Genomic DNA, 23,113 nt, shown 5'->3' with positions numbered 1-23,113 from the left:
TAAGAATGTTGGAACTAGAGAAAGGCGCTGATCGCACATTAGGAAGAAAATTCTGTGCTCTCAGCGTCTCTATGGCTAATTTGATTATGTTCAATAGAACTTCAGCCCAGCACGCTCGGCGACGGTATGCATATCCTTGTCGCCACGCCCAGACAAATTCGCCAACACGATCTTATCCTTAGGCATGGTCGCAGCTAATTTCGCCGCATACGCTAGAGCATGACTCGATTCCAAAGCAGGAATAATGCCCTCAATACGACAACAATCATGGAAAGCCTTAAGCGCTTCTTCATCGGTAATGGTCGCGTATTGCGCGCGGCCAGAGTCTTTTAACCATGCGTGTTCAGGACCTACACCTGGGTAATCGAGACCCGCCGAAACCGAATGCGTTTCGATGACCTGACCATTTTCATCCTGTATCAGATAAGTACGGTTACCATGCAAGACACCAGGCGATCCTGCCGTTAAAGACGCGGAATGCTTACCCGTTTCCAAACCCTCACCTGCCGCCTCAACACCGATCAACTGTACATCTTTTAAGTCGATATAAGGATAAAAAATCCCCATCGCATTCGAGCCACCACCGACACACGCGGTGACGACGTCGGGTTGACGCCCAGCCACCTCGGGCATCTGCCATAAACACTCTTCCCCAATCACTGATTGAAAATCGCGTACCATCATAGGATAAGGATGAGGCCCAGCGACCGTGCCAATGATGTAGAAAGTATTATCAACATTTGCGACCCAATCACGCATCGCTTCGTTCAAAGCATCTTTTAAGGTCTTTGAACCTGATTCAACTGGCACCACAGTCGCACCGAGCAATTTCATGCGATACACATTTTGCGCCTGACGTTTGACGTCTTCTGAGCCCATGTACACCACGCATTCCAAACCAAACCGAGCGCAAATCGTAGCCGTCGCAACACCATGTTGACCTGCACCAGTCTCTGCAATCACGCGTGGCTTACCCATACGTTTTGCCAACAAAGCCTGACCGATGACATTATTGATTTTGTGCGCGCCAGTGTGATTGAGGTCTTCACGCTTAAAATAAATCTGCGCACCGCCCATGATTTCGGACCAGCGTTTTGCATGGTAGATAGGCGATGGACGACCGACGAAATGTTTGAGCTCATAACGAAATTCTTTTAAAAATTCCGGGTCATGCTGGTATTTAGCGTAAGCGTCCTTCAACTCATTCAAAGCATGAGTCAAAGTTTCTGAGACAAATGTCCCGCCATACATACCAAAGTGACCTTTAGCATCGGGAAAATTGTAGGTTGCGGAATGATAAATTGCTGCTGGCGCTTGTGCGCTGACAGATTGACGTTCGAAATGTGCGTCAAGAGAAGATAATTCTTTCATGAGAATTCCTTGGAAAACTAGTTCTGATTGTCTTGCATGCTATCGGCCAAGCGCACTGCTTGCACAAATGCCAGTACCTTAGCTGCATCCTTCACGCCTTTTGACAGCTCGACACCACTACTGGTATCCACTGCAAACGGCCGTACACCCACAACTGCGTCAGTCGCGTTTTGTACGCTCAAGCCACCACTTAAAACGACCCGAGGCGCGAGTTCTTTTGGGATGAGAGACCAATCAAAAACCTTTCCACTACCACCGAAACTATCTACGAAAGTGTCGAGCAACAAGCCCTGAAATAATGGACTCGCTGCTTGATATTCAGCTTCGCATTCTAACAAATCTGCCGCACTTGTGTCAGGTTTTACCCGAAAAGCTCGGATAAAAGGCCGGTTCACTGCACTGGCGAGAAGATGGCACTCTGACGCTGATTCATCACCGTGAAATTGCAATAATTGTATAGGTGCCAGCTTGATGACGGCTTGCAATTCCTCAAGGCTCGCGTTCACAAACAAGCCGACTGAGGTCACGAATGGTGGCATCGCAGCTATCAAGGGAGCAGCAGCTTCAGGCGTCAGGTAACGCGGGCTTGGTGGATAAAATACAAAACCAAGGGCATCAGCGCCTGCATCGACCACAGCAAGCAAATCTTCCAGCAGCGTAATTCCACAGATTTTTGTTCGAGTTTTCTTAGACAAAGGCATAAAGCACATTCTTTAAAAGATTTACTATCAATTATTCTTCAATCGAAATACTAACCTATCAGACCTTTTTTCGCCCCAAAACCCACCATTAATAAAAAAAGCGGTAGCATCTTTCGATGCTACCGCTCTATTTCAAAACAAATGCCAACTAGACTTAAGCCACTTTTTTAGCATCAAAGAACTGTTCATCCTCAGTAGAACCATGCAAAGCCGTCGTTGAAGACTGACCTTGTTGAATCACTTGAGTGACCGCATCAAAGTAGCCAGTGCCGACTTCACGTTGATGTTTAACTGCAGTAAAACCTTTCTCTGCCGCTGCAAATTCTGCTTCTTGCAATTCGACAAAAGCTGACATTTGGCGGCGCGCGTAGCCGTGTGCCAAATTGAACATGCCGTAGTTCAATGCATGGAAACCTGCCAAGGTGATGAATTGGAATTTGTAACCCATTGCACCCAATTCTTTTTGGAATTTTGCGATCGTTGCGTCGTCCAGATTCTTTTTCCAGTTGAAGCTTGGTGAGCAGTTATACGCCAACAATTTGCCTGGGAACTTGGCGTGAATCGCATCGGCAAAGGCTTTGGCAAATGCCAGATCAGGTTTGCCTGTTTCACACCAAATCATGTCCGCGTATTCTGCGTAAGCTAAACCGCGAGAGATAGACTGTTGCAGGCCTGGATGCGTTTTGTAGAAGCCTTCAACTGTGCGCTCGCCCGTCAAGAATGGTTTGTCGTTATCATCAATATCTGAAGTAATCAAATCAGCCGCTTCGGCATCCGTACGCGCCAATAACACTGTGTGTGTGCCCATGACGTCAGCAGCTAAACGTGCTGCGTTCAATTTTTCTACAGCTTCACGCGTTGGGACCAAGACTTTACCACCCATGTGACCGCATTTCTTTACAGATGCCAATTGATCTTCAAAGTGGACGCCTGAAGCACCCGCTTCGATCATGGCTTTCATCAGTTCGAACGCGTTTAAGACGCCACCGAAACCGGCTTCGGCATCGGCAATAATCGGCGCAAAATAATCAATATCCCCTGAGCCTTCTGACCATTGAATTTGATCTGCACGAGTCAACGTGTTGTTAATACGTTTCACGACCAAAGGTACTGAATTGGCTGGATACAAAGATTGATCTGGATACATTTCACCAGCCACGTTCGCATCACCCGCCACTTGCCAGCCGGAGAGGTAAATCGCTTTTAAGCCCGCTTTAACCTGTTGCATCGCCTGATTACCAGTCAAAGCGCCGAGTGCATTGACGAATGGCTCGTTATTGACCAAGTCCCACAATTTCAAAGCGCCCGTTTTAGCAATGGTGTGCTCAACTTGCAAAGAGCCGCGCAAACGAACCACATCTTCTGCGGTGTAGTTGCGCTTAATACCTATCCAACGTGGGTTGGTATCCCAGTCTTTTTGGATTTCTGCAATTTGCTGTTCGCGGGTGAGTTTCTGCGTCATGGTAGTTCTCCTGTTGTGATTGCTGCGGTTTTTAAATAAATGCTTAAAAAAGTGTTCGTCCTTGAGATCTATAGTAGGACAAACCTTGCAGCGCAACAATGTCTTATATAAGACATAGGAGAAATATTTTTTACATTAAAATCATACACTTATACATTACATTCCATGATACGAAATGACTTTCCTTCAAATGAAATAAATATTTGGTGCGGCACACTATAGAATTTCACGATGTGAAATCGTGATTTCACCATGTAGAATTTGCCAAATTAAATAATCTCGAATCGACTTTGACCGAATAATATTAATGATTGAGGAATGCAACGCTTTGCTTTTGCTAAAAGCCCCTCTTCTATCACTGACACTAAGATCAAACGACAAGGTGGAACAGCGTTGAATTAAATTCGAACCATAGCGGCATCAACTCCGTGCAGGGAGTAGCGAATAGGGAGAAGCTGCAGCAGTCCACTAGTTATCCATATTGCATTCTTCGTTCTAAAACGATGGTACCTATAAAGCCACAGTTCTCGCTCGGGCGGGTATAACATGAAGGTGAGATGAATTCAACTGAACGAAATTTATTGGCGAGGTAAAACTTCCAGAGGACAAGTCCTAACGCAATAGAAAATGATCAAACAAACTCTCGGACATACCGTTGCCGATTACACGATGAACTTGTTTTGCTAGTGGAGAATTTGCTTTCGTATCAAATACAAATAATCGATACACATCGGCCAAAGTGAATGCTGCGGGGTTCATGATCAATACCCACCGTTCAGACCCTGCATCGTGCTTATGCCACCAAGAACGTTTCCTAGCGGGGCCATCGTTCGTCAAACGCGCAACCCAACCAGCCTCTAACATTTTCTCTAACAACCCCTCGATTTCATCGACACCAAAACGTGTGTGCTTGCGAACTTGCAATACATCGACCACTGCATTTGCATCCGAATTCCGTGCCATTATCAAAATGCGCAGCACCGCCATCGCATCTTCAAATGCACTACCCGGCTCTGGAACATGCCACCAACGCTCGAATTTGACGACCGGCAGCGAAGCCGCAATCACGGCGCCTACCAAAGTAATTAGCCAGGATAAATAAATCCAAATCAGGAAAATCGGAACCGCCGCTAGCGCGCCATAAATCACTGTATAAGTTGGAAATTGCTTAATAAAGATTGCAAATAGTCGCTTGGCAATTTCAAACGCCACAGCGGCAAAAACCCCACCCCAAGCGGCATCGCGCCAATCAACGGGACGATTCGGCACAGTCAGATACAGCAAGGTGTAAGCACCGGTTGTAAATGCAATCGAGACTGCGGTGTAAAAGATAGTGCCGATTAAGGGCACCGTTTTCATTAAGCCATTCGTAGCAGTAAACAGACTTGAAGTCGCACTCATGGAAATACCAATGAGCAATGGTCCCAAAGTAACGATTGCCCAATAGACGACTATCCTTTGCACGAGGGGCCTTGACCGCTTTACCTGCCAAATTTGATTGAACGTCTTATCGATCATCGCCATCGTAGCGACAGCAGTGAACATCAAGACCACACCACCGACTGCCGATAACCGTGTCGCCTTGGTAGCAAACTGCGTTAGATATCCCATGACGGTAGTCGATATTTGCTTGGGCATTAAACTTTGCGTGAAGTAAGCCTCAAGAGACACTTTAAAATCTGTGAATAAAGGAAAAGCGGTTAATATCGCTAAACCTATCGTCAAAATCGGCACCAAGGCCAATACTGTCGTAAACGTCAAGCTGCCTGCCACTTGCGGCAAGCGTACTTCTTGTAATCGACGAAGAGCAAATTGAATTAAATTCTTTATTTGCGGCCAACTTAATCCACGCATTGATGTCACGTTCCCAAGTGTAAGAAAGCCAAAAACCTAAAAAACCATCTTGGCATAAAGTCCGGTATTTTACTTGGCTAGGATGCCTGTGTGTGCCTATATGTTCCGATAGATGCCTGAATCAGCTCACTTGAGCAAATTCACACGGAAAATCACTCACGGCATGATTGCCAAGTCTTCAAGCACTGATCGGGATCAGGTATCATGCTGCGGCAGCTAGTGTGAACAATAATGCACTTACCTTCTTACATTTTGATAGCTAGATAAACTACCTTGAACAACAATCACAAAACCGCGGTCTTTACCATCGTTTCGCTCAACTACGGTGCATTTGCAAAAACCTTGATGGAGTCGTTGGCGCAAACACATCCAGAGTGGGACAGATTTGTCGGCCTTGCCGACCGTTGCGACGATGTCGACGCATTTGGCGATCAGCTCTTTCAGCCTGTCTTGGTCGAATCTTTACCTCTTCCCAAGATGAATGAATTCCTGTTCCGCTATGGAATTATGGAGCTCAACACAGCGATCAAGCCCTATATGTTTTCGCATTTGAGGAAACTTGGCTATAGCCACATTGTATACATTGATCCAGATATTTTAGTAGTCGATCGTTTGGCGGATGTGGAACAACTACTGCACGAGGGTGCAGCCGCAGTCGTCACGCCGCATTTGACCGCCCCGCTGCATGATCAATTTGCCCCTACCGAATTAGATATCATGCGCGCAGGCTCCTTTAATTTAGGATTCTTGGCACTCGGCAATCAACCGGAGTCAGATGCCTTTATTAAGTGGTGGGAAGAAAAGCTTGAGCATGGCGCAGTATCCGATCCTGCACGTGGTTTATTCACAGATCAAAAATGGGTAGATCTCGCACCAGGTATGTTTGGCAAATTCGCTATCTTGCGCGACCCAGGTTACAACGTTGCCTACTGGAATCTTGCACATCGTCAGTTGAAAAAAGTAGGCGACAATTATCTGGTCAATGATAAACCGTTGCGCTTCTTCCATTTCAGTGGGTTTGATCCATTGCATCCTAAGCCGTTTTCCAAACATCAAAATCGCTTTGATATTGATAGCATCGGCGATGCTAAATCTTTGGCGCTTACTTATGCGCACAAGGTCATTTCACATGGTTTAAGTGAGTTTAGAAAACGTCCTTATACGTTCGGCAAATTCAAGGACGGTACACCGATTCCAAATGCCCTACGCTACCTGTATCGAGAAGATGAAGATGTGCGATTCCAAGCAGGTGAAAATCCTTTTGATGGAGTCGATTTTTTTGTCAATGGCGAAGCTGGTGATTTACCGGTGATCTTGCGTGCCGTTTGGATGGAACATCAGCATCTGCAACGCGCATTTCCACATCCACTCACCAGCCACCGCCAAGCTTACTGTCAATGGTTCGTCGGTGGTGGCGCCGTCGAAATCGGCATTCCTGACGTTTTTATCAGCCCTATACGCAGTATGCTCAAGACTGAAGACGTCATTAACCAAACTGAGCAAGTATTGCAGGTCTACAAAGCCACTATTTGGGCACGTGGTTTGGTATTCCTACATAGGCGCGCAACCGGTGGAAAAATCAGTCATGAACGAATCAGCCAGTACCAAAAAATCAACAATCCACTAGATTTTTGCCGTTTAGGTTATGCACAATTCCGAGCGTCTCGTTGGGCAAACAAATTAGGATTCCCCCCCAATAAATCGGCCAAATTAGATCCGCTTAATTCGGCGCATGTTGCCATTGAATTAAATAAACCTGCGCGCAAAATACGAAGTCGCAAATTAAAACAGAAATTTTCTGGCATTTATTTTGATAATCAACAAACCGCATGGTGGGTAGGTAAGCAAGCCCGATTTTTGATCGATCAAAACGACACGCCTGTATTAAGTCTGCGTGGCATACATCATCCAAAGCTTGTCGAATTAGCGTCAGGTGCCCGCGACTTAACGATCAGCGTGGGCTTCGACGAACTGCCTAAGCAAGAAATTGTGATAAAAGATATTGAGTTCGATTCGTGCATCGATATTGAATTGCAAAACTTACCTACACGTTGGCCCGCAACTTTATATCTGACCCCGTCTTGTAGCTTTGTACCAAAAACCTTAGGTATCAATGAAGATAGCCGTGAACTCTCATTTCAGCTATGTGAGTTAAGCTTGGGATCGCGCACCATTTTCAGTCCAGAACAAATGCAAAGAGATGCTGCGACCGAAGTCGCTGTACCCGGCATCAATTTAATTGGCTATGCCAGATCAGAGCATGGCGTTGGACAATCTTTACGGCAGTTTGCTGGAGCACTTACAGCCAGCGACATACCCTATGTCGTGATCGATTTTAATCGCAATAATCTGAGCCGTACTGACGACAGCACTGTTGAGAAAAAAATCGTGACCGACATTGCGCATGAGGTGAACGTCTTCCATATCAATGCGGATCAAATGCCGGAAGCCGAAATGCAATTACCTAGTCATTTTTTTGGTCGATACAACATTGGTTTTTGGCACTGGGAATTACCAGAAATGCTGGCCGAGCATCGTGCTGGATTTGATCAGCTTGATGAGGTCTGGGTGCCAACTGGTTTTGTGCAAGAATCGATTGCGAAACATTCACCAGTGCCCGTCATTCGCATACCGCATGCAATTCAATTTTCATTGTCCGCGAATGCTCGTCGCGACTATTTCAATTTGCCGGAAGATAAATTCCTATTTTTGATGATGTACGACTTTTCCTCGTATCAAGAGCGAAAAAATCCGCAAGCTAGCTTAGATGCGTTTGAGCAGGCATTCGGCACCGACAATGAGCGAGCGATTTTAGTGATCAAAACTCAAAATGCACAACATCATGTACAGGATATGAAAGTATTGCAAGAACGCCTGCAAGGACGCCGAGACATTATCTGGATCAACCAGACATTAAGCCGACAAGAAGTTTATGATTTGCAGTCTGTTTGCGATGCGCTGATTTCCTTGCACCGCTCTGAAGGTTATGGATTAGGTCCGGCAGAAGCCATGTTTTTAGGGAAACCGGTCATCGCCACAAATTGGTCTGGAAACACCGAGTTTATGCGCCAGGACAATTCACTCCCTGTCAATTTCAAACTGGTAAAAATCCGCAAAGATGTCGGCGTGTATAAGGCAGGGCAAACTTGGGCGGAGCCAGATGCAGCGCATGCTTCGCACCTCATGCTGGAACTGGTAAACGATCGAGCGCTTTATGACAGAATTTCACACGCAGCACGTCAAACGATGTTGGAGGAATACAGTCCTGCAGCGATCGGAAAACGAATTCAACAACGCCTAAGCTTCATCAAGCACCAGATGATGCCTAAATAAGTAGATACAGTACGAACACGCTTTGAGTTTGTTTTAGCCAGAAAAACTTTACATATCTTTGGATACCGTTATGACTCCGATTTTAGTACTTTATTATTCCCGCCATGGCAGCACCAGGCAATTAGCACAACTGATCGCCCAAGGTATTCATAGTGTCGCAGGGTGTGAGGCACGCGTGCGCACTGTACCTGCTATATCAACTGTGACGGAGGCGACAGAATCAGCGATACCGGACAGCGGTGCGCCGTATGTCGAGTTGAATGATTTTAAGGAATGCGCTGGTTTGGCACTCGGTTCGCCAACCCGCTTTGGCAATATGGCTTCAGCAATGAAATATTTTTGGGATGGCACCGCAGCCGATTGGGTGTCGGGTACCTTAAGTGGCAAACCTGCCTGCGTCTTCACCTCCACCGGAAGTTTACATGGAGGGCAGGAATCGACTTTACTATCAATGATGTTACCGCTGCTGCATCACGGTATGTTGATTTTGGGTTTACCTTATAGTCATCCAGAATTAATGGCGACCAAATCGGGTGGAAGCCCATATGGCGCGACGCACTGGTCAGGTTTGGATGGCAAACTACCGATGACTGAAGACTCTCGCACGCTGAGCATCGCACTTGGTAAGCGCCTAGCTGAAACCGCTTTGAAGTTACAAACAAAATGACACAATCACCGACTCTATTTCATCGCCTGGCAAGTACTAGCTTAATTTGCCTGATTTTTCTCTGCATCGCTTGGGAAATGTGGTTAGCACCGTATAAACCCGGTGGTTCAATCTGGGTGTTAAAAGTATTGCCCTTATTGTTTCCCCTTCGCGGAGTATTGCAAAAAAATATTTATACATTACAATGGTCATCGATGTTTATCATGTTCTATTTTATGGAAGGTGTGGTCAGAGCGATGGGAGATGCTGAATTGATTTCACGCGGCTTGGCGGGTTTAGAAATCGTCTTTAGTGTGCTGTTTTTTATCAGCGCCATTTATTACGTGCGACCCTACAAAAAAATCGCTAAAGCCGCTAAGAAAAAAGCAGAAACTAATTCTTCAGCATCGAACTAAAAAAGATAAATAACCTATGCAAAACTTTCTGAACCTTTGCAATGCAGTTATTGGCGAAGACTATGTTTTGCATGAACCTGCAAAACAAGCACCATATCTGCAAGATTGGCGACAACGCGCCACTGGACAATGTTTGGCAGTTCTTAGACCAGCGAATACTGAACAAGTCGCGCAACTGGTGAAGCTATGCGCAGAATACCAAGTGCCAATCGTACCGCAAGGCGGAAACACTGGCTTAGTGTTAGGTAGCATCCCCGACCAGTCGGGTACTGCAGTCGTCATGTCATTACAACGTTTAAACAAAATCCGTGAAATTGACACGGCAAATAGCACCATCACGGTAGATGCCGGATGCTTACTTGAGGCAATTCAAATTGCGGCAGAACAGGCAGATTTTCTTTTTCCATTATCGCTGGCGTCTGAAGGTAGTTGCACAATAGGTGGCAATTTATCTACCAATGCTGGTGGCACAGCAGTACTAAGGTATGGCAACACACGTGAACTGTGTTTGGGACTGGAAGTTGTGACTGCAGATGGCGATATCTGGCATGGTTTGCGTGGCTTACGCAAAGACAATTCTGGTTACGATTTACGCGATTTATTGATCGGTGCTGAAGGCACATTGGGAATCATTACGGGCGCAGTTTTAAAGCTGTATCCGAAACCAATCAGTCAAGGGACGGCCTTCATCGCCATCAATAGCATTGTGCAAGCTGTAGCGCTATTACATTTAGCTAAACAACAATGCCATGCAAATCTGACTGGATTTGAATTAATCAATCAGTTGAGCTTAGAACTGGTTCATCAACACTTCCCGCAATACCAAAGAATTTTTCAGCAAGCCAGACGTTTTTATGTTTTGTTAGAACTATCTACTTATGACAATGAACAAGTGACTAAACAGTTGTTAGAACACTTGATTACAACAGCAATTGAACATGGCTTAGTAGAAGACGCGGTAGTCGCGAACTCAATTGCACAAGCAAAGAATTGCTGGGCGCTTCGTGAATCAATTTCCGCAGCGCAAGCAAAAGAAGGTAAAAATATTAAACACGATATTTCGATACCAATTTCACAAATTCCCAATTTCGTACAAGATACGGATGCCGCGCTACAGCTGGCTTTTCCCGCGAGCCGCATGGTCACTTTTGGCCACCTCGGTGATGGGAATCTACATTACAACGTTTCACCGCCATGCGGCACAGATCAAGATAGCTTCTTAGAACATCACGCTGAAATCAATCGTATCGTGCACGATAAAACAGATCAGTTTGGCGGCTCGATCTCTGCAGAACATGGCATAGGCACACTCAAAAAACAAGAATTACTGCGCTACAAATCGCCAGTGGAAATCAAACTAATGCGTGCGATCAAACAAGCATTAGATCCACACAACATTATGAACCCAGGAAAAATATTATAGGACAACCCATGAAATTTTTTGTGTCGATGATGCTATTTTTGAGCTTGAACTTAAATTTTCGCTCTGCAACTGCGGACACCCCCGCTTATAAATGTCAAGAAAATGGCAAAACAATTTTTAGTCAAATTCCCTGTAGAGGTGGCACTTCGACTGCGATCGACATCAAGACCATTCGTCCCTCAGAACAAGAACAACATGCCGCGCAAAATGCGCACCAACAACGCCTTAAGACATTGAGTAAACTCGAAAAAAAGCGTCATCAAGACGATGCTAAACAAGATGCAATTAATCGCCACCTTGCCAACCAGGCGGCCGGTGCCAGAAAGCGTTGCGAGGCAAAACAATTACAAACGAAATGGGCCAAAGAAGACTTGAAAAATACACAGCCCAAAGCAGAAATGAAAGCCAGACAAAAGCTTAAGCGTGCTGAAGAAAAAGCAGATTTGGTTTGTAAAAACTAGTATCTGCAAGATTGGATGTTCTACACCGTCCAAATCTGGCCCCATCACATGATGAAGCTTAGCAAACACCAACTATTCCATTGACCGAAGACTTTTCTTCAATTGCCACCGCAACAAAGCGAGACTGATACATGCCTGCAAAGTCACGGTCGCCACGGATAAATACCAGACATGGACAATCTTAAATCCAGGCTGATGTGACAACCATAGGGCTGGAATCACGAAGGAAATCATCCGCGTTCCCATACTAATTAATGAAGGCCAAGTATTGCCCAATGCTTGAAACATACCTGAGCAAGCGAAAATAATCCCTGACGCGACAAAATTCCACGATATCAACTGAAGAAATTCAGCTCCTACCACGACGACTGCCTCATCTTGTGAGAAGAAATGCACAAACCAGCGTGGCTCAATTTGGCAAATCAAGGTCAAGCTGACCATCATTACACTCTCGATGCAAATCGCTTTCCAGACGGTGTCGCGGACGCGCTGCGGCAACCTAGCCCCAAAGTTCTGCCCTGCGATTGGCGCTATCGCAAATGAGATCGCCATGATGGGCAAAAAAATTGCTTGCATGACGCGAGAGCCCAAACCAAATCCCGCCTGCGCCGCAGCACCAAAATCTTTGATGATGGAATAAATCACTGCCATAAAAATGAACATGAACAAAAACTCAGCACCGGCAGGTAAGCCAACATTCAACATCCGTTTCCAAATTGCAAAATCAGGACGTAAAGACCCCGCATGGTAGGCGACATAATGTTCAAGTTTAGCGAAATACACCAGCATGATTAAGACACCTACCAGGGACGCAATGGAAGTAGCAAGACCAGCACCCGCAATGCCCATAGCGTGCCCTGTTCCCCATCCTGCAATCAATACAGGCGCTAAAATAATGTTGACTAGGACCGTCAACATCTGCCCCACCATGGCGGGCTTTACAACACCTGTACCACGCAAAGCCCCACCGGCTGCTGCCAACGCAAATTGCAAAGCAAGTCCTGGAACAAGCCATCGAATAAAAGTATTACCTGCTTCGATCGTAGCTTGATTCGCCCCCAGCGATGACATATAAACTGGTCCTAGCAGATAACCAGCGAACAAAGTAAATATGCCACAGATTGTCGACAAGACAATGGTTTGATTGAACACCATATTCGCTTCCGGCTGATCTTTGCGACCAACCGCATGTGAAATTAAGGTGACAGCACCCACACTTAACATCTGCGTTAAAGCCATCACAATGAAGTTCAAAAGACCAGCTGAGCTGACACCAGCCAAAGCGGCATCGCCTAAACCAGCAACAAAATACAGATCCACGAAGAAATAAAGTGTCTGCACCAACATACCAATGCCGATTGGTGCTGCCATTGCCAGAATATGCCTTGGGATGGATCCTTGCGTCAGATCACGCATAGGCTTTCTTTTGTTTTATCATTATTTTTCCATCGCTGTTTTGTATGCTGTCTGCTGACTCAAGTATTTGATTGCGTTCAGAATTGAGCAATGTAAGACAATATTTCTAAGGAAAATCTTAGAAACACTGCCCATATTACGATCGGTTACGACCGATCTAAAGTGATGTTACTACCGCCTTAAATATAAAATGGCGGAGTTACTAATCCGCCACGATCCTGCACCTAACGTTAAAAATATGGACTAATAAATTGAACGCAACTGCGGATCAGCCAACTTCCAATTATTTTCTAAATCAGTCATCACAAGCCGCGCTTCGCTCTTCTTTCCTTGTCCCAGTAATGCAGCGTTCAAACCTTGCAAAGACCAACCACTATGAGGATGCTCACTGAGGTCTTTCTTAAAACTTTGCTCCGCAGCGGCATAAGCTTTGGTTTGTACTTGCATTTGCCCTAACCTGCGCAAGGGTCCGCCAGCTAAAGTCGGCGGCTCTGTACCTTCTGCATCATAGGCTGCATCGGCCGCCTGGGATTGAAACAAGAGAGCATCGTCCCCACGATTTTCAGCCAATGCTAGTTCCGCACGTAATTGGTACTGTGCAGTCTTGATGATACTGCGAATTAATTTAGCAAAATAATCGTTACCCGCGTTCTTTTTGATGAGGTCCTCAGCTGCGGGCTCTAGTCGTGACAACGCTGCCTTAGCCGGCTCAATTTGTCCAGTACGAGCAAAAGCGATTCCGTGTGACATTTCTCCCAATACTGTTGCAACGCCCTTGCCACCCGTCGGCATTGCTTCTTTTTGCAATGCATCCCAGCGCTGTAAATAGAGCAAAGTCAGCATCGGCAAACTACGCGTGTACTCGCCGAAGGTGTGATCACCTTTGGAATGTTGCGCTGCTGCGCGCGCAGTTTCTAAAGCCAAATCACCACGACCTTCCATCAAAGCCCCATACCATTGAAAATGACGATTATGCCCACGCCAGTCAGACGAAACAGAAAAATTTTGCTTCTTCAATTCGACCATCATTGCTTCATCAGCAGATACAGCCAGTTGATTCACTCGCGTTGCGTCGGCGTATCGTCCTACTTGGGAGTAGGTATGCGAAGGCATATGTAAAAGATGTGGTGATTTGGGTGCGAGTTGACCCAGGCGATCAGCTGCAGCAACCGCTCGGCCAGCGACCTGTACAGCATCGACACTGTGAATCATGTAGTGATTGAGGCCAGTGTGATTTGGAAACTTTTGCAAACCTGTCTCTAATCGGTTCGCTAAATCACCGATTTTTCCTGCGGCCTGTCCGGTTTTTCTGTCCCACCAATCAGCGGTGGTTGCCACCATCTCAGCTTCTGCATAAATCGCCAAGACATCGGCATCGTCTGGAAAGCGATCGGCCAGCTGTTGCATACGCTCAGCATAAGCAACATCTAACGGATTTGCGCGCTCTGCGCCCCCGCCGCCAGCAACCGCGCAAACTTCTCCCAATAAGGGGGCTACATCGCGTGCTACGCTGCCATGCGCATAACGCAAGGCCAAAGACTCAATCAAGGCACGATCACGCTCAGAGGCATTTTGACTATGCTTAAGTGCGTATTCAACATAACGTAATGCTTCGGTCAAATCGCCACGTTGAGGATTATTGATATTAGGACCCATTTCATAGGCAACACCCCATGCACACAAGCCACATTGTGGATCTTGCGCCAACGCCGCTTTGAAAGCGCGAATCGCCTCCACACCATTAAACCCATACACCTGACCCATGCCTTGCGCAAACAAAGCACGAGCTGCTTCGTTCGCTTGAGACGGCCAAAGACTATTTCCACCGAAGCCATCCAATTTAGGTGCGCTTGCTTTTTGATCGATCTGAAATGGTATCAAAGTACAAGCACCAACCGCGAACATGGCGGCAGCAATTGTTACTCGCTTGATCAATAGTGAAGGATGACTATTACGCATAAAATTTCCTAACTTCAAGAATGGATGTACAAGTCTGCATCAATTCGCCCAACCATTTGTAATTTACAAAAAGGCAATCAATGGCATTTACAAACTGAATGTGCGAACAAGTGAGGACTTAATCGATAACATCATCGAAATAATTTCTTAGATTACATGAATTACAATTTGCTGAGTCAAACTTTTGTGATTACCTTCGACAAAATGATAAAGTCTTACAACTGCACGCATATTTTTTTTGAAACTTAAAGCTATTTCACCATGAAAAAAACTACCGGCTCACGGAATGACCTCCTCGCCCTAGACAGCCAATTTTGTTTCGCCCTATATTCAGCATCTCATGCTTTGACCAAAACCTATAAACCCTTATTGGATGAACTTGGACTGACTTATCCTCAGTACTTGGTGATGCTGGTACTTTGGAAAAATGACGATATCCTAGTGAAGGACATCGGTGAAGCTCTTTTCCTGGATTCAGGCACGCTGACGCCACTATTAAAGCGGATGGAAGCTAGTCAGTTTATTTCACGCCAACGTAATCCTCTAGATGAGCGTCAAGTGCGTATTCAGTTGACTGCGATAGGACGTGGTTTGAAGAAATCTGCGGAGGAAATACCACAGAAGATCCTTTGCGCGAGCGGACAAGACCCTGATCAACTCTCTGAGCTCCGTAATCAACTTCAACAAATACGCAATGTACTCCACGTCAACGATTAACTTTTGCTTCTCAATTTACGCAATAGATGAGTGTTTAAATTGGCATTTAGTAGACTGCACTGATAATCGAAATCTTAGAAAATCAACTTAATCACAGCCACTTATCCAACACAAAATTCAGCGGAGTTTGGCAATTAATTATTCCTATCACGTCCATAGAAATATAATTAGCATTATAGATTGCGCACAATTAAATTGTGCACTAATATGTAAATTATCGCATTACACAAGTGTTGTGGCGTGAAAATTCAATCTCTAAAACTTAATTTACAAAGGAAATACGATGCAAGTTCTCTATACCGCACGAGCAACAGCAACAGGTGGCCGCGAAGGTCGCGCCGATAGTGACGACCAACGCTTGAGCATCAGCTTGAGTACGCCGAAAGAACTTGGTGGATCTGGCGGCAGTGGCACCAACCCGGAACAATTATTTGCAGCGGGCTATTCAGCCTGTTTTATTGGCGCGATGAAAGTTGTAGCCTCGGCGGCAAAACAAGCCCTACCCGCCGACACTAGCGTGACCGGTGAAGTCGGAATAGGTCCAAACGGACAGGGTGGATTTGGCTTAAAAGTAAGTTTGACAGTTTCACTACCAGGACTTGATCGCAGCGTGGCGGAAACTATCATCAACAAAGCACATGAGGTTTGCCCGTATTCAAACGCCACAAAAGGCAACATCGAAGTTGATTTAAAATTAGCGTAAGTTTGGGTAAGTTCGGACGTTGATAGTATTAGCGGATAGACTTACAAATCTCGATTTTCATCAAATGCGCAATTCGGACGCACTTACAAAAAAAGGATTGCCCGCTTGGCAGGCAATCCTTTTTCTTTAGATTCAATTGGCGCGTCGGGAGGGGTTCGAACCCCCGACCCATGCCTTAGAAGGGCATTGCTCTATCCAACTGAGCTACCGACGCACACACATTTTTAGCCGTTCAATAATTTACCAACGCACTGAAAATGAGAAGGACGCATATTACAGGGTATCGCTGCTAACTTCAAGAATGATTCCTAATTTGCAGAAAAATTAGCTAATGCAACTAGCTAAGCGACGCGCCATTTTTTGAGCAACATCAGCATCCGAAGTCTCTACCATGACTCGAATTAATGGCTCAGTTCCAGAAGCGCGTATCAATACTCGTCCCTGCCCTGCCAATTCCTTTTCGACCTGAGTTTTTTCTGCAACCATTACTGCATTACTTTGCCAATCGAAACCTGGCGTTACACGGACATTGATCAATACCTGTGGGAAGAGCTTTAGATTTTCAAAACATTGATCTAAAGACTTGCCATTACGTTTTAATGCAGACAAAACCTGTAATGCAGAAACAATACCATCCCCTGTCGTGTGCTTATCGAGACAAAGTAAATGACCTGAGCCCTCACCACCCAAGAGCCATCCTTGTTGCTGCATTTGTTCCAACACATAACGATCACCGACCTTGGCGCGAATGAAACCGACGCCTAAGTCTCTAAACGCAAGTTCGACCGCCATATTGGTCATTAAGGTACCAACCGCTCCTGCGACGGGACCAATTGCCATGCGATCCAGCACCATCAGATATAAAAGTTGATCACCGTCATAAATCTTGCCATTCCTATCGACCATTAAAAGGCGATCCGCATCGCCGTCTAATGCGATACCTAAATCAGCATGGTTCGCCCGAACTGCTAAAGATAAAGCTTCTGGTGCGGTTGCGCCGAATTTATCGTTAATATTAAAACCGTTTGGTTGATTACCAATTGCGATAACTTCTGCACCAAGCTCATGAAAAACATGCGGTGCTATATCGTAAGCTGCTCCATGAGCACAATCCACTACAATTTTTAGGCCACGTAAATCGAGTTCATTCGGATAGGTACTCTTGCAAAATTCAATGTATCTGCCATTCGCATCACCGAGGCGCTTTGCCTTACCTAACTTGTCCGAACTGACGCATTGCATTTCTTTGTCGAGCTCGGCTTCGATCGCGAGTTCGACGTCATCAGGTAGTTTAGTGCCTTGAGCGGAGAAAAATTTAATGCCATTGTCATCATAGGGATTGTGCGAAGCCGAAATCACTACACCGGCAGACAAACGCAGGGCGCGAGTCAAATACGCAATAGCTGGTGTCGGCATCGGTCCTGACAACATCACATCTACACCTGCAGCTGCAAAACCAGCTTCCAATGCCGCCTCCAGCATATAGCCAGACACACGGGTGTCTTTTCCGATCAGAACCGTTGGTCTTGCATGGGTGGCCGTATCCAACTGCGCCAGCACCTTACCTGCAGCGTAACCGAGACGCATAACAAAATCAGGGGTGATTGGGCTTACACCAACTTTGCCACGAATACCATCGGTACCAAAATATTTTCGAGACATGTTTTTCCTTTCTTATTTTTTTATTGGGATGACTGCACAGAGTTGATTACTCTTACCTTGCTTTACTAGTATTGACAGCCTGCCAAACACGTATCGCATCGACGGTTTCTGCGACATCATGCACACGTACAATACGGGCACCTTGCGCCATCGCCGCGAGCGCAGCGGCAAGACTTCCAGCCATACGACGTTCTACAGGCTTACCCGTGATGATTCCGATCATGTTCTTACGTGAAATACCGGCCAATAAAGGCAAACCTAATTGTTCTTGTATAAAACTGATATTTTGCATGAGCTCAATATTGTGCTCCAAATTTTTTCCAAAGCCAAAACCGGGATCAATACTTAGGCGATTTTTTTCTACACCTGCAGCAACCAATTGATCACAACGTTCACGTAGAAATGCGATGACTTCTTGCGTTACATTTTGATAGCTTGGTTGCTGTTGCATCACCTCAGGCGACTTTTGCATGTGCATGACACACAAGCCAACATCACTGTCTGCGACAACCACACGCGCTTCTGGCGAAGCAAAACCGCGAATATCGTTAATCATATCGACACCAGCGATAATCGCTTCACGCATCACTTCTGGTTTGTAAGTATCAATCGATATCGGCTTACCACAGTCGCGTAATGCATAGATCAGTGGAATCACGCGCTTTAATTCTTCATCCAAGGGTAAAGGTGTAGCGCCGGGGCGACTTGATTCGCCACCGATATCGATGATATCAACACCATCCTCTATCATTTGCTCAGCGTGAGTGATTGCATGATCTAAGGATTGAAATTTTCCGCCATCTGAAAACGAATCTGGGGTGATATTCAAAATCCCCATCACCAGTGGTTTAAATACCGTTTTAACCGCATTGGTGTTCGCCACTTTCATCGGAAAACGATATCTTCCACATTCAAAATACGGTGTCAGCATCATCATGTCATTAAGCGATCGCTCTAAAAATGAAGGGTGAGGATTTCTCCTCACCCCCGTAGACTAATTCAATTTCTTAAGACTTAGGCAGGTGCCGTTGCATTCGGTGTTACACCGCCTGGTGGCGTATCTGAAGATGACTTAGGCGTTGCTTTAAATGACTTTGGTGGATGCGGTTCTACACCATTCATAATGTCGTTGATCTGCTCAGCATCAATGGTTTCCCATTCAAGCAATGCTTTCGTCATCACTTCAACTTTGTCACGATTTTCCTCAAGTAAGCGTCTTGCAATCGCATATTGAGTATCCAAAATATGACGAATCTCATTATCGACTTTTTGTTGTGTCGCTTCAGAGATAGTTTTCGATGACCCACCGAAATATCCACTCTCTTGCTCGTCTTCGTACACCATAACGCCAAGACTATCCGACATACCAAAGCGAGTGACCATTGCACGCGCCATCTTCGTCGCACGTGCAAAATCATTTGAAGCACCAGTCGACATTTGACCGACAAAAATTTCTTCAGCGATACGGCCACCAAAAAGCATCGCAATTTTATCCAACATCTTATCCTTGTAATCACTTAACTGATCGTGTTCAGGCAATGACCAAGTTAATCCTAACGCGCTTCCGCGAGGCATGATCGTTACTTTATGTACTGGATCACTGGTCGGCAATAATTTTGCCACTACCGCGTGACCTGACTCGTGATAAGCCGTGTTACGACGTTCATCTTCACGCATGACCATAGATTTACGTTCAGGACCCATGTAGATCTTGTCTTTCGCATCTTCGAAATCTTGCATCTCTACCAAACGCTTATTGCGACGTGCAGCGAACAAGGCCGATTCATTGACCAAATTGGCCAAGTCAGCACCAGAGAAACCTGGGGTACCACGAGCCAATATATCCGCTCGGACATCTGGTGCAATAGGTACCTTGCGCATGTGCACATTGAGAATCTGCTCGCGACCGCGAATGTCTGGCAAACTAACAGTCACCTGGCGATCAAAACGACCTGGGCGCAATAAAGCTTTATCCAATACATCTGCTCGATTAGTCGCAGCGACAACAATCACACCGGAGTTAGGTTCAAAACCATCCATCTCCACCAGCATTTGATTCAATGTCTGTTCGCGCTCATCATTGCCGCCACCCATACCAGCACCACGATGACGACCAACCGCATCGATCTCATCGATAAAAATAATACATGGTGAATGTTTCTTTGCATTGTCGAACATATCGCGTACACGAGATGCGCCAACACCGACGAACATTTCAACGAAATCAGAACCAGAAATAGTGAAGAAAGGCACTTTTGCTTCACCCGCAATCGCACGTGCCAACAAAGTTTTACCAGTGCCTGGTGGTCCCACCATCAAAACACCGCGTGGGATACGTCCACCGAGTTTTTGGAATTTGCTTGGGTCTTTCAAGAAATCAACGACTTCACTAACTTCTTCTTTCGCTTCATCGCAACCAGCAACATCCGCAAAAGTGACATGATTATTGGTGTCATCCAACATGCGCGCTTTAGATTTACCGAATGAGAAAGCACCACCTTTACCGCCACCTTGCATTTGGCGCATGAAGAAAATCCACACAGCAATCAAGAGCAACATCGGACCATAAGACATCAAAATCTGACCGATTAATGATGGCTCTTCTGGTGGTTTGCTATCAAATTTAATACCGTTATCAACCAGATCTTTTGCCAGGCCTTTATCAAAGATCGTCAATTGGGACTTGATTTTCTTGTCATCTATGGTAGTCGCGATGACAGTGCGGCTACTGTCATCAATGATGGCTTCTTTAATGCGTTTGGCACGCACTTCATCCAAAAATTGCGAGTAAGGCATGGAGACAGCACCGGCCGCCAAATTCTTACTATCGAATTTATTGAACACCATAAAGAGCACCAAGAGGACTGCGCCCCACATTGCAATTTTGGTTAACATTGAATTATTCACAAAAACTCCTCAGGTGCATATCTTGCACAAAAAGTCGCGGGTAAAATGACGCGCGAAAATACTGGCACTGGTAAATGTTTATTCTACTCGCATTGAATACAGCTTGCTGGACAAGATATGCTGGCGCGATTGACAATTATCAAGAGTAAAACAGGTGAAATATCAATTTATTTCACTTATTTCCTCATCATGTAGGATGTTTCAAGCCTTTTCCTAACAAAAATATCTCAGATGATTTGTCTTTACTGGCTTTTGGTTTTTTATTTGCAACGGTGGTAAATTCATTTTTGAATAAAGTCACTAAGGTATTGTAGCTAGTACCATGAAAGCATTTTACCAACAGAGCGCCGTTGGGTTTTAAATGCGCCTTCGCAAACTCAACTGCCAATTCAATAATGTATTCAACACGTGCACCATCTACGGTTGCATTTCCGGATAGGTTAGGTGCCATATCCGACAACACAACATCGACTTTTTTCCCATGCAACTTAGCTTCTAGCTGGGATAAGACGTCTTCTTCACGGAAGTCGCCCTGAATAAAATTGACGTCAGCGATCGGCTCCATCTCAAGCAAATCCAGCGCATAGATTTCACCAAGAATGCCGCCCCCCTCTTTGCCAGCTAATTTATTTCTGACATATTGCGACCAACTACCCGGTGTTGCGCCCAAATCGACGATAATCTGACCAGATTTGATCAATTTTTCGGTTTCGTCGATTTCTTTGAGCTTATAAACAGCCCGTGAGCGATAGCCCTCTTTTTGTGCTAATTTCACATAAGGATCATTAATATGATCGTGAACCCAATTTTGATTGAATTTATTCTTGGCCATTGGCGTAAAATACTGCTTTTAAAGGAATTTATATGTCAAACGACGCATCAACTGCAAAAATCAAACCAAAATCAAAACTCACACCAGCTGAACGTAGTGAATTACGTGCTGAAGCGCATGGCCTCAAACCTATCGTTATTATCGGTGAAGCTGGGCTCACACCGGCAGTAAAGAAAGAAATTGATGCCAGCCTGAATTCTCACGGATTAATCAAGGTTCGCGTCTTTGGTGATGATCGTGAAGCACGCGTGGCAATGTACGACACAATTTGCGAAGAACTCGATGCCGAACCAGTTCAACACATAGGTAAATTATTGGTAATCTATCGTCCAAAGATCGACGGTATTAAAGAAACAAAATTTGTAAAACGTGGCAAAGGTTTGCGTGAAGTGACTATTGTGAAGCCTAGCGCAAGTGGCACGAAAAAACCATCTGTTTCTAAAGTTTTAGTCAAAGGCAATGAACGCGTAACCCAAGGTGGCACGATCAAACGTGCTAAACCACGTCAAACCAGCGTCAAGAAAACTGGCAGAGACTAAGTTCGACCTCTTTGGCTAGCTTCAACTAGCGCATAAATTAGGTTAGTTATTATCAAAGAGGGGCGCAAACTTGCGCCCCATTTTTTTGACAGTTTTCAGTGTCTGTCAGCACTTCTTGCTGATCATAGACCAACGAACTGCTTTACGAAATTTAGATGTACAACACATCCAAAATTTCATACTCACGCACGCCAGCTGGCGCCTGTACACCTACCACATCACCCGCATACTTACCAATTAAGGCACGAGCGATAGGTGAAGTGATGGATACTTTATTCAATTTCAAATCGGCTTCATCTTCACCGACGATTTGATACTGAACTTTCTGTCCATTTTCTAAATCTTCCAATTGCACGGTTGCCGCAAAGACTACGCGGCCTTCTGCGTCCAATTCGGTAGGATCAATAATTTGTGCTGCGCTCAATTTGCCATCGAGTTCAGCAATACGACCTTCGATAAAACTTTGACGCTCTTTAGCTGCGTCATATTCCGCATTTTCAGACAAATCGCCTTGCGCACGCGCTTCTGCAATCGCGTTAATCACGTCTGGACGTTCTTTGGTCTTTAATTTGTGCAACTCTTGCTTGAGCAATTCTGCACCAAATTTAGTCAGGGGTACTGTACTCATAGCTATCTACAATATTCAAGTAAAAAATACAGGGATAAAATCCCAAGTTAAAAAAACAAGATGGATTGCCATCATGCCTAAAA

General features: G+C 45.3%; 19 protein-coding genes and 1 tRNA gene. 8 read left to right on the top strand and 12 right to left on the bottom strand.

The genetic code is table 11. The features are described from left to right. Positions 1–90: 90 nt before the first annotated feature. The 4 genes from trpB to ACO0KW_RS05150 form a co-directional block, all read right to left on the bottom strand. Positions 91–1,371 (bottom strand): tryptophan synthase subunit beta, encoded by a 1,281-nt coding sequence (gene trpB, locus ACO0KW_RS05165; protein WP_423051276.1) that lies wholly within the window; start codon positions 1,369–1,371, stop codon positions 91–93. Positions 1,372–1,388: 17 nt separating this feature from the next. Then, positions 1,389–2,072 (bottom strand): phosphoribosylanthranilate isomerase, encoded by a 684-nt coding sequence (locus ACO0KW_RS05160; RefSeq protein WP_423051274.1) that lies wholly within the window; start codon positions 2,070–2,072, stop codon positions 1,389–1,391. Between the two features lie 154 nt (positions 2,073–2,226). Beyond that, on the bottom strand, positions 2,227–3,534 hold the full coding sequence (gene aceA, locus ACO0KW_RS05155; protein WP_423051272.1) for an isocitrate lyase: 1,308 nt from the start codon (positions 3,532–3,534) through the stop codon (positions 2,227–2,229). Positions 3,535–4,146: 612 nt separating this feature from the next. Next, positions 4,147–5,388, bottom strand: a complete 1,242-nt coding sequence (locus tag ACO0KW_RS05150) for a YihY family inner membrane protein (RefSeq protein WP_423051270.1) — start codon at positions 5,386–5,388, stop codon at positions 4,147–4,149. Positions 5,389–5,661: 273 nt separating this feature from the next. Between ACO0KW_RS05150 and ACO0KW_RS05145 the strand changes: the two genes are divergently transcribed. The 5 genes from ACO0KW_RS05145 to ACO0KW_RS05125 all read left to right on the top strand — a co-directional run bounded on the left by ACO0KW_RS05145 (position 5,662) and on the right by ACO0KW_RS05125 (position 11,667). Continuing rightward, the gene (locus ACO0KW_RS05145; RefSeq protein ID WP_423051268.1) at positions 5,662–8,721 is read left to right on the top strand and encodes a glycosyltransferase; all 3,060 of its coding nucleotides are present in this window, start codon (positions 5,662–5,664) and stop codon (positions 8,719–8,721) included. A 70-nt stretch (positions 8,722–8,791) separates the two neighbouring features. Next, entirely contained in the window at positions 8,792–9,388 is a 597-nt protein-coding gene (gene wrbA / locus ACO0KW_RS05140; protein ID WP_423051266.1) for an NAD(P)H:quinone oxidoreductase, read from the top strand. Beyond that, entirely contained in the window at positions 9,385–9,783 is a 399-nt protein-coding gene (locus tag ACO0KW_RS05135) for a DUF2069 domain-containing protein (protein ID WP_423051264.1), read from the top strand. Before wrbA ends, ACO0KW_RS05135 begins: the two co-directional genes overlap by 4 nt. 16 nt (positions 9,784–9,799) lie before the next feature. After that, a complete protein-coding gene (locus tag ACO0KW_RS05130; RefSeq protein WP_423051262.1) occupies positions 9,800–11,206 on the top strand; it encodes an FAD-binding oxidoreductase in 1,407 nt (468 codons plus the stop codon). 8 nt (positions 11,207–11,214) lie between these two features. Beyond that, positions 11,215–11,667 (top strand): hypothetical protein, encoded by a 453-nt coding sequence (locus tag ACO0KW_RS05125; RefSeq protein ID WP_423051260.1) that lies wholly within the window; start codon positions 11,215–11,217, stop codon positions 11,665–11,667. A gap of 72 nt (positions 11,668–11,739) precedes the next feature. Here the strand turns inward: ACO0KW_RS05125 and ACO0KW_RS05120 are convergent, their stop codons facing one another. Beyond that, a complete protein-coding gene (locus tag ACO0KW_RS05120) occupies positions 11,740–13,083 on the bottom strand; it encodes an MATE family efflux transporter (protein WP_423051258.1) in 1,344 nt (447 codons plus the stop codon). A gap of 243 nt (positions 13,084–13,326) precedes the next feature. Next, positions 13,327–15,042 carry a hypothetical protein gene (locus ACO0KW_RS05115; protein WP_423051256.1) on the bottom strand — a complete coding sequence of 572 codons (1,716 nt, stop codon included), beginning with the start codon at positions 15,040–15,042 and terminating at the stop codon, positions 13,327–13,329. 261 nt (positions 15,043–15,303) lie between these two features. Here ACO0KW_RS05115 and ACO0KW_RS05110 point away from each other — a divergent pair, with 261 nt between their 5' ends. Together ACO0KW_RS05110 and ACO0KW_RS05105 are read left to right on the top strand one after the other, a co-directional pair. Then, positions 15,304–15,759, top strand: a complete 456-nt coding sequence (locus tag ACO0KW_RS05110; protein WP_423051254.1) for a MarR family winged helix-turn-helix transcriptional regulator — start codon at positions 15,304–15,306, stop codon at positions 15,757–15,759. Between the two features lie 283 nt (positions 15,760–16,042). Beyond that, entirely contained in the window at positions 16,043–16,462 is a 420-nt protein-coding gene (locus ACO0KW_RS05105) for an organic hydroperoxide resistance protein (protein WP_423051252.1), read from the top strand. A 137-nt stretch (positions 16,463–16,599) separates the two neighbouring features. Here ACO0KW_RS05105 and ACO0KW_RS05100 read toward each other — a convergent pair. The 5 genes from ACO0KW_RS05100 to ACO0KW_RS05080 all read right to left on the bottom strand — a co-directional run bounded on the left by ACO0KW_RS05100 (position 16,600) and on the right by ACO0KW_RS05080 (position 21,863). Then, positions 16,600–16,676 (bottom strand) — tRNA-Arg (locus ACO0KW_RS05100). Between the two features lie 110 nt (positions 16,677–16,786). After that, positions 16,787–18,124 (bottom strand): phosphoglucosamine mutase, encoded by a 1,338-nt coding sequence (glmM, locus tag ACO0KW_RS05095; protein ID WP_423051250.1) that lies wholly within the window; start codon positions 18,122–18,124, stop codon positions 16,787–16,789. Between the two features lie 52 nt (positions 18,125–18,176). Beyond that, a complete protein-coding gene (gene folP, locus ACO0KW_RS05090) occupies positions 18,177–19,055 on the bottom strand; it encodes a dihydropteroate synthase (protein WP_423051981.1) in 879 nt (292 codons plus the stop codon). An 83-nt stretch (positions 19,056–19,138) separates the two neighbouring features. Continuing rightward, a complete protein-coding gene (gene ftsH, locus ACO0KW_RS05085) occupies positions 19,139–21,019 on the bottom strand; it encodes an ATP-dependent zinc metalloprotease FtsH (protein WP_423051979.1) in 1,881 nt (626 codons plus the stop codon). 199 nt (positions 21,020–21,218) lie between these two features. After that, a complete protein-coding gene (locus ACO0KW_RS05080; protein ID WP_315481169.1) occupies positions 21,219–21,863 on the bottom strand; it encodes an RlmE family RNA methyltransferase in 645 nt (214 codons plus the stop codon). A 32-nt stretch (positions 21,864–21,895) separates the two neighbouring features. Between ACO0KW_RS05080 and ACO0KW_RS05075 the strand changes: the two genes are divergently transcribed. Beyond that, positions 21,896–22,402: a YhbY family RNA-binding protein gene (locus ACO0KW_RS05075; protein WP_423051247.1), complete on the top strand. Its 507-nt coding sequence runs from the start codon at positions 21,896–21,898 to the stop codon at positions 22,400–22,402. A 151-nt stretch (positions 22,403–22,553) separates the two neighbouring features. On the opposite strand, the gene greA is transcribed toward ACO0KW_RS05075, so the two are convergent. Next, positions 22,554–23,030: a transcription elongation factor GreA gene (gene greA, locus ACO0KW_RS05070; protein WP_186920596.1), complete on the bottom strand. Its 477-nt coding sequence runs from the start codon at positions 23,028–23,030 to the stop codon at positions 22,554–22,556. Positions 23,031–23,113 lie beyond the last annotated feature (83 nt).

The sequence above is a fragment of the Undibacterium sp. Ji22W genome (assembly GCF_049340305.1).
In the GTDB taxonomy this organism is placed as follows: Bacteria; Pseudomonadota; Gammaproteobacteria; order Burkholderiales; family Burkholderiaceae_D; genus Undibacterium.
Note: the sequence above shows the minus strand (reverse complement) of the source record. Positions and strands in the feature narration are given on the sequence as shown.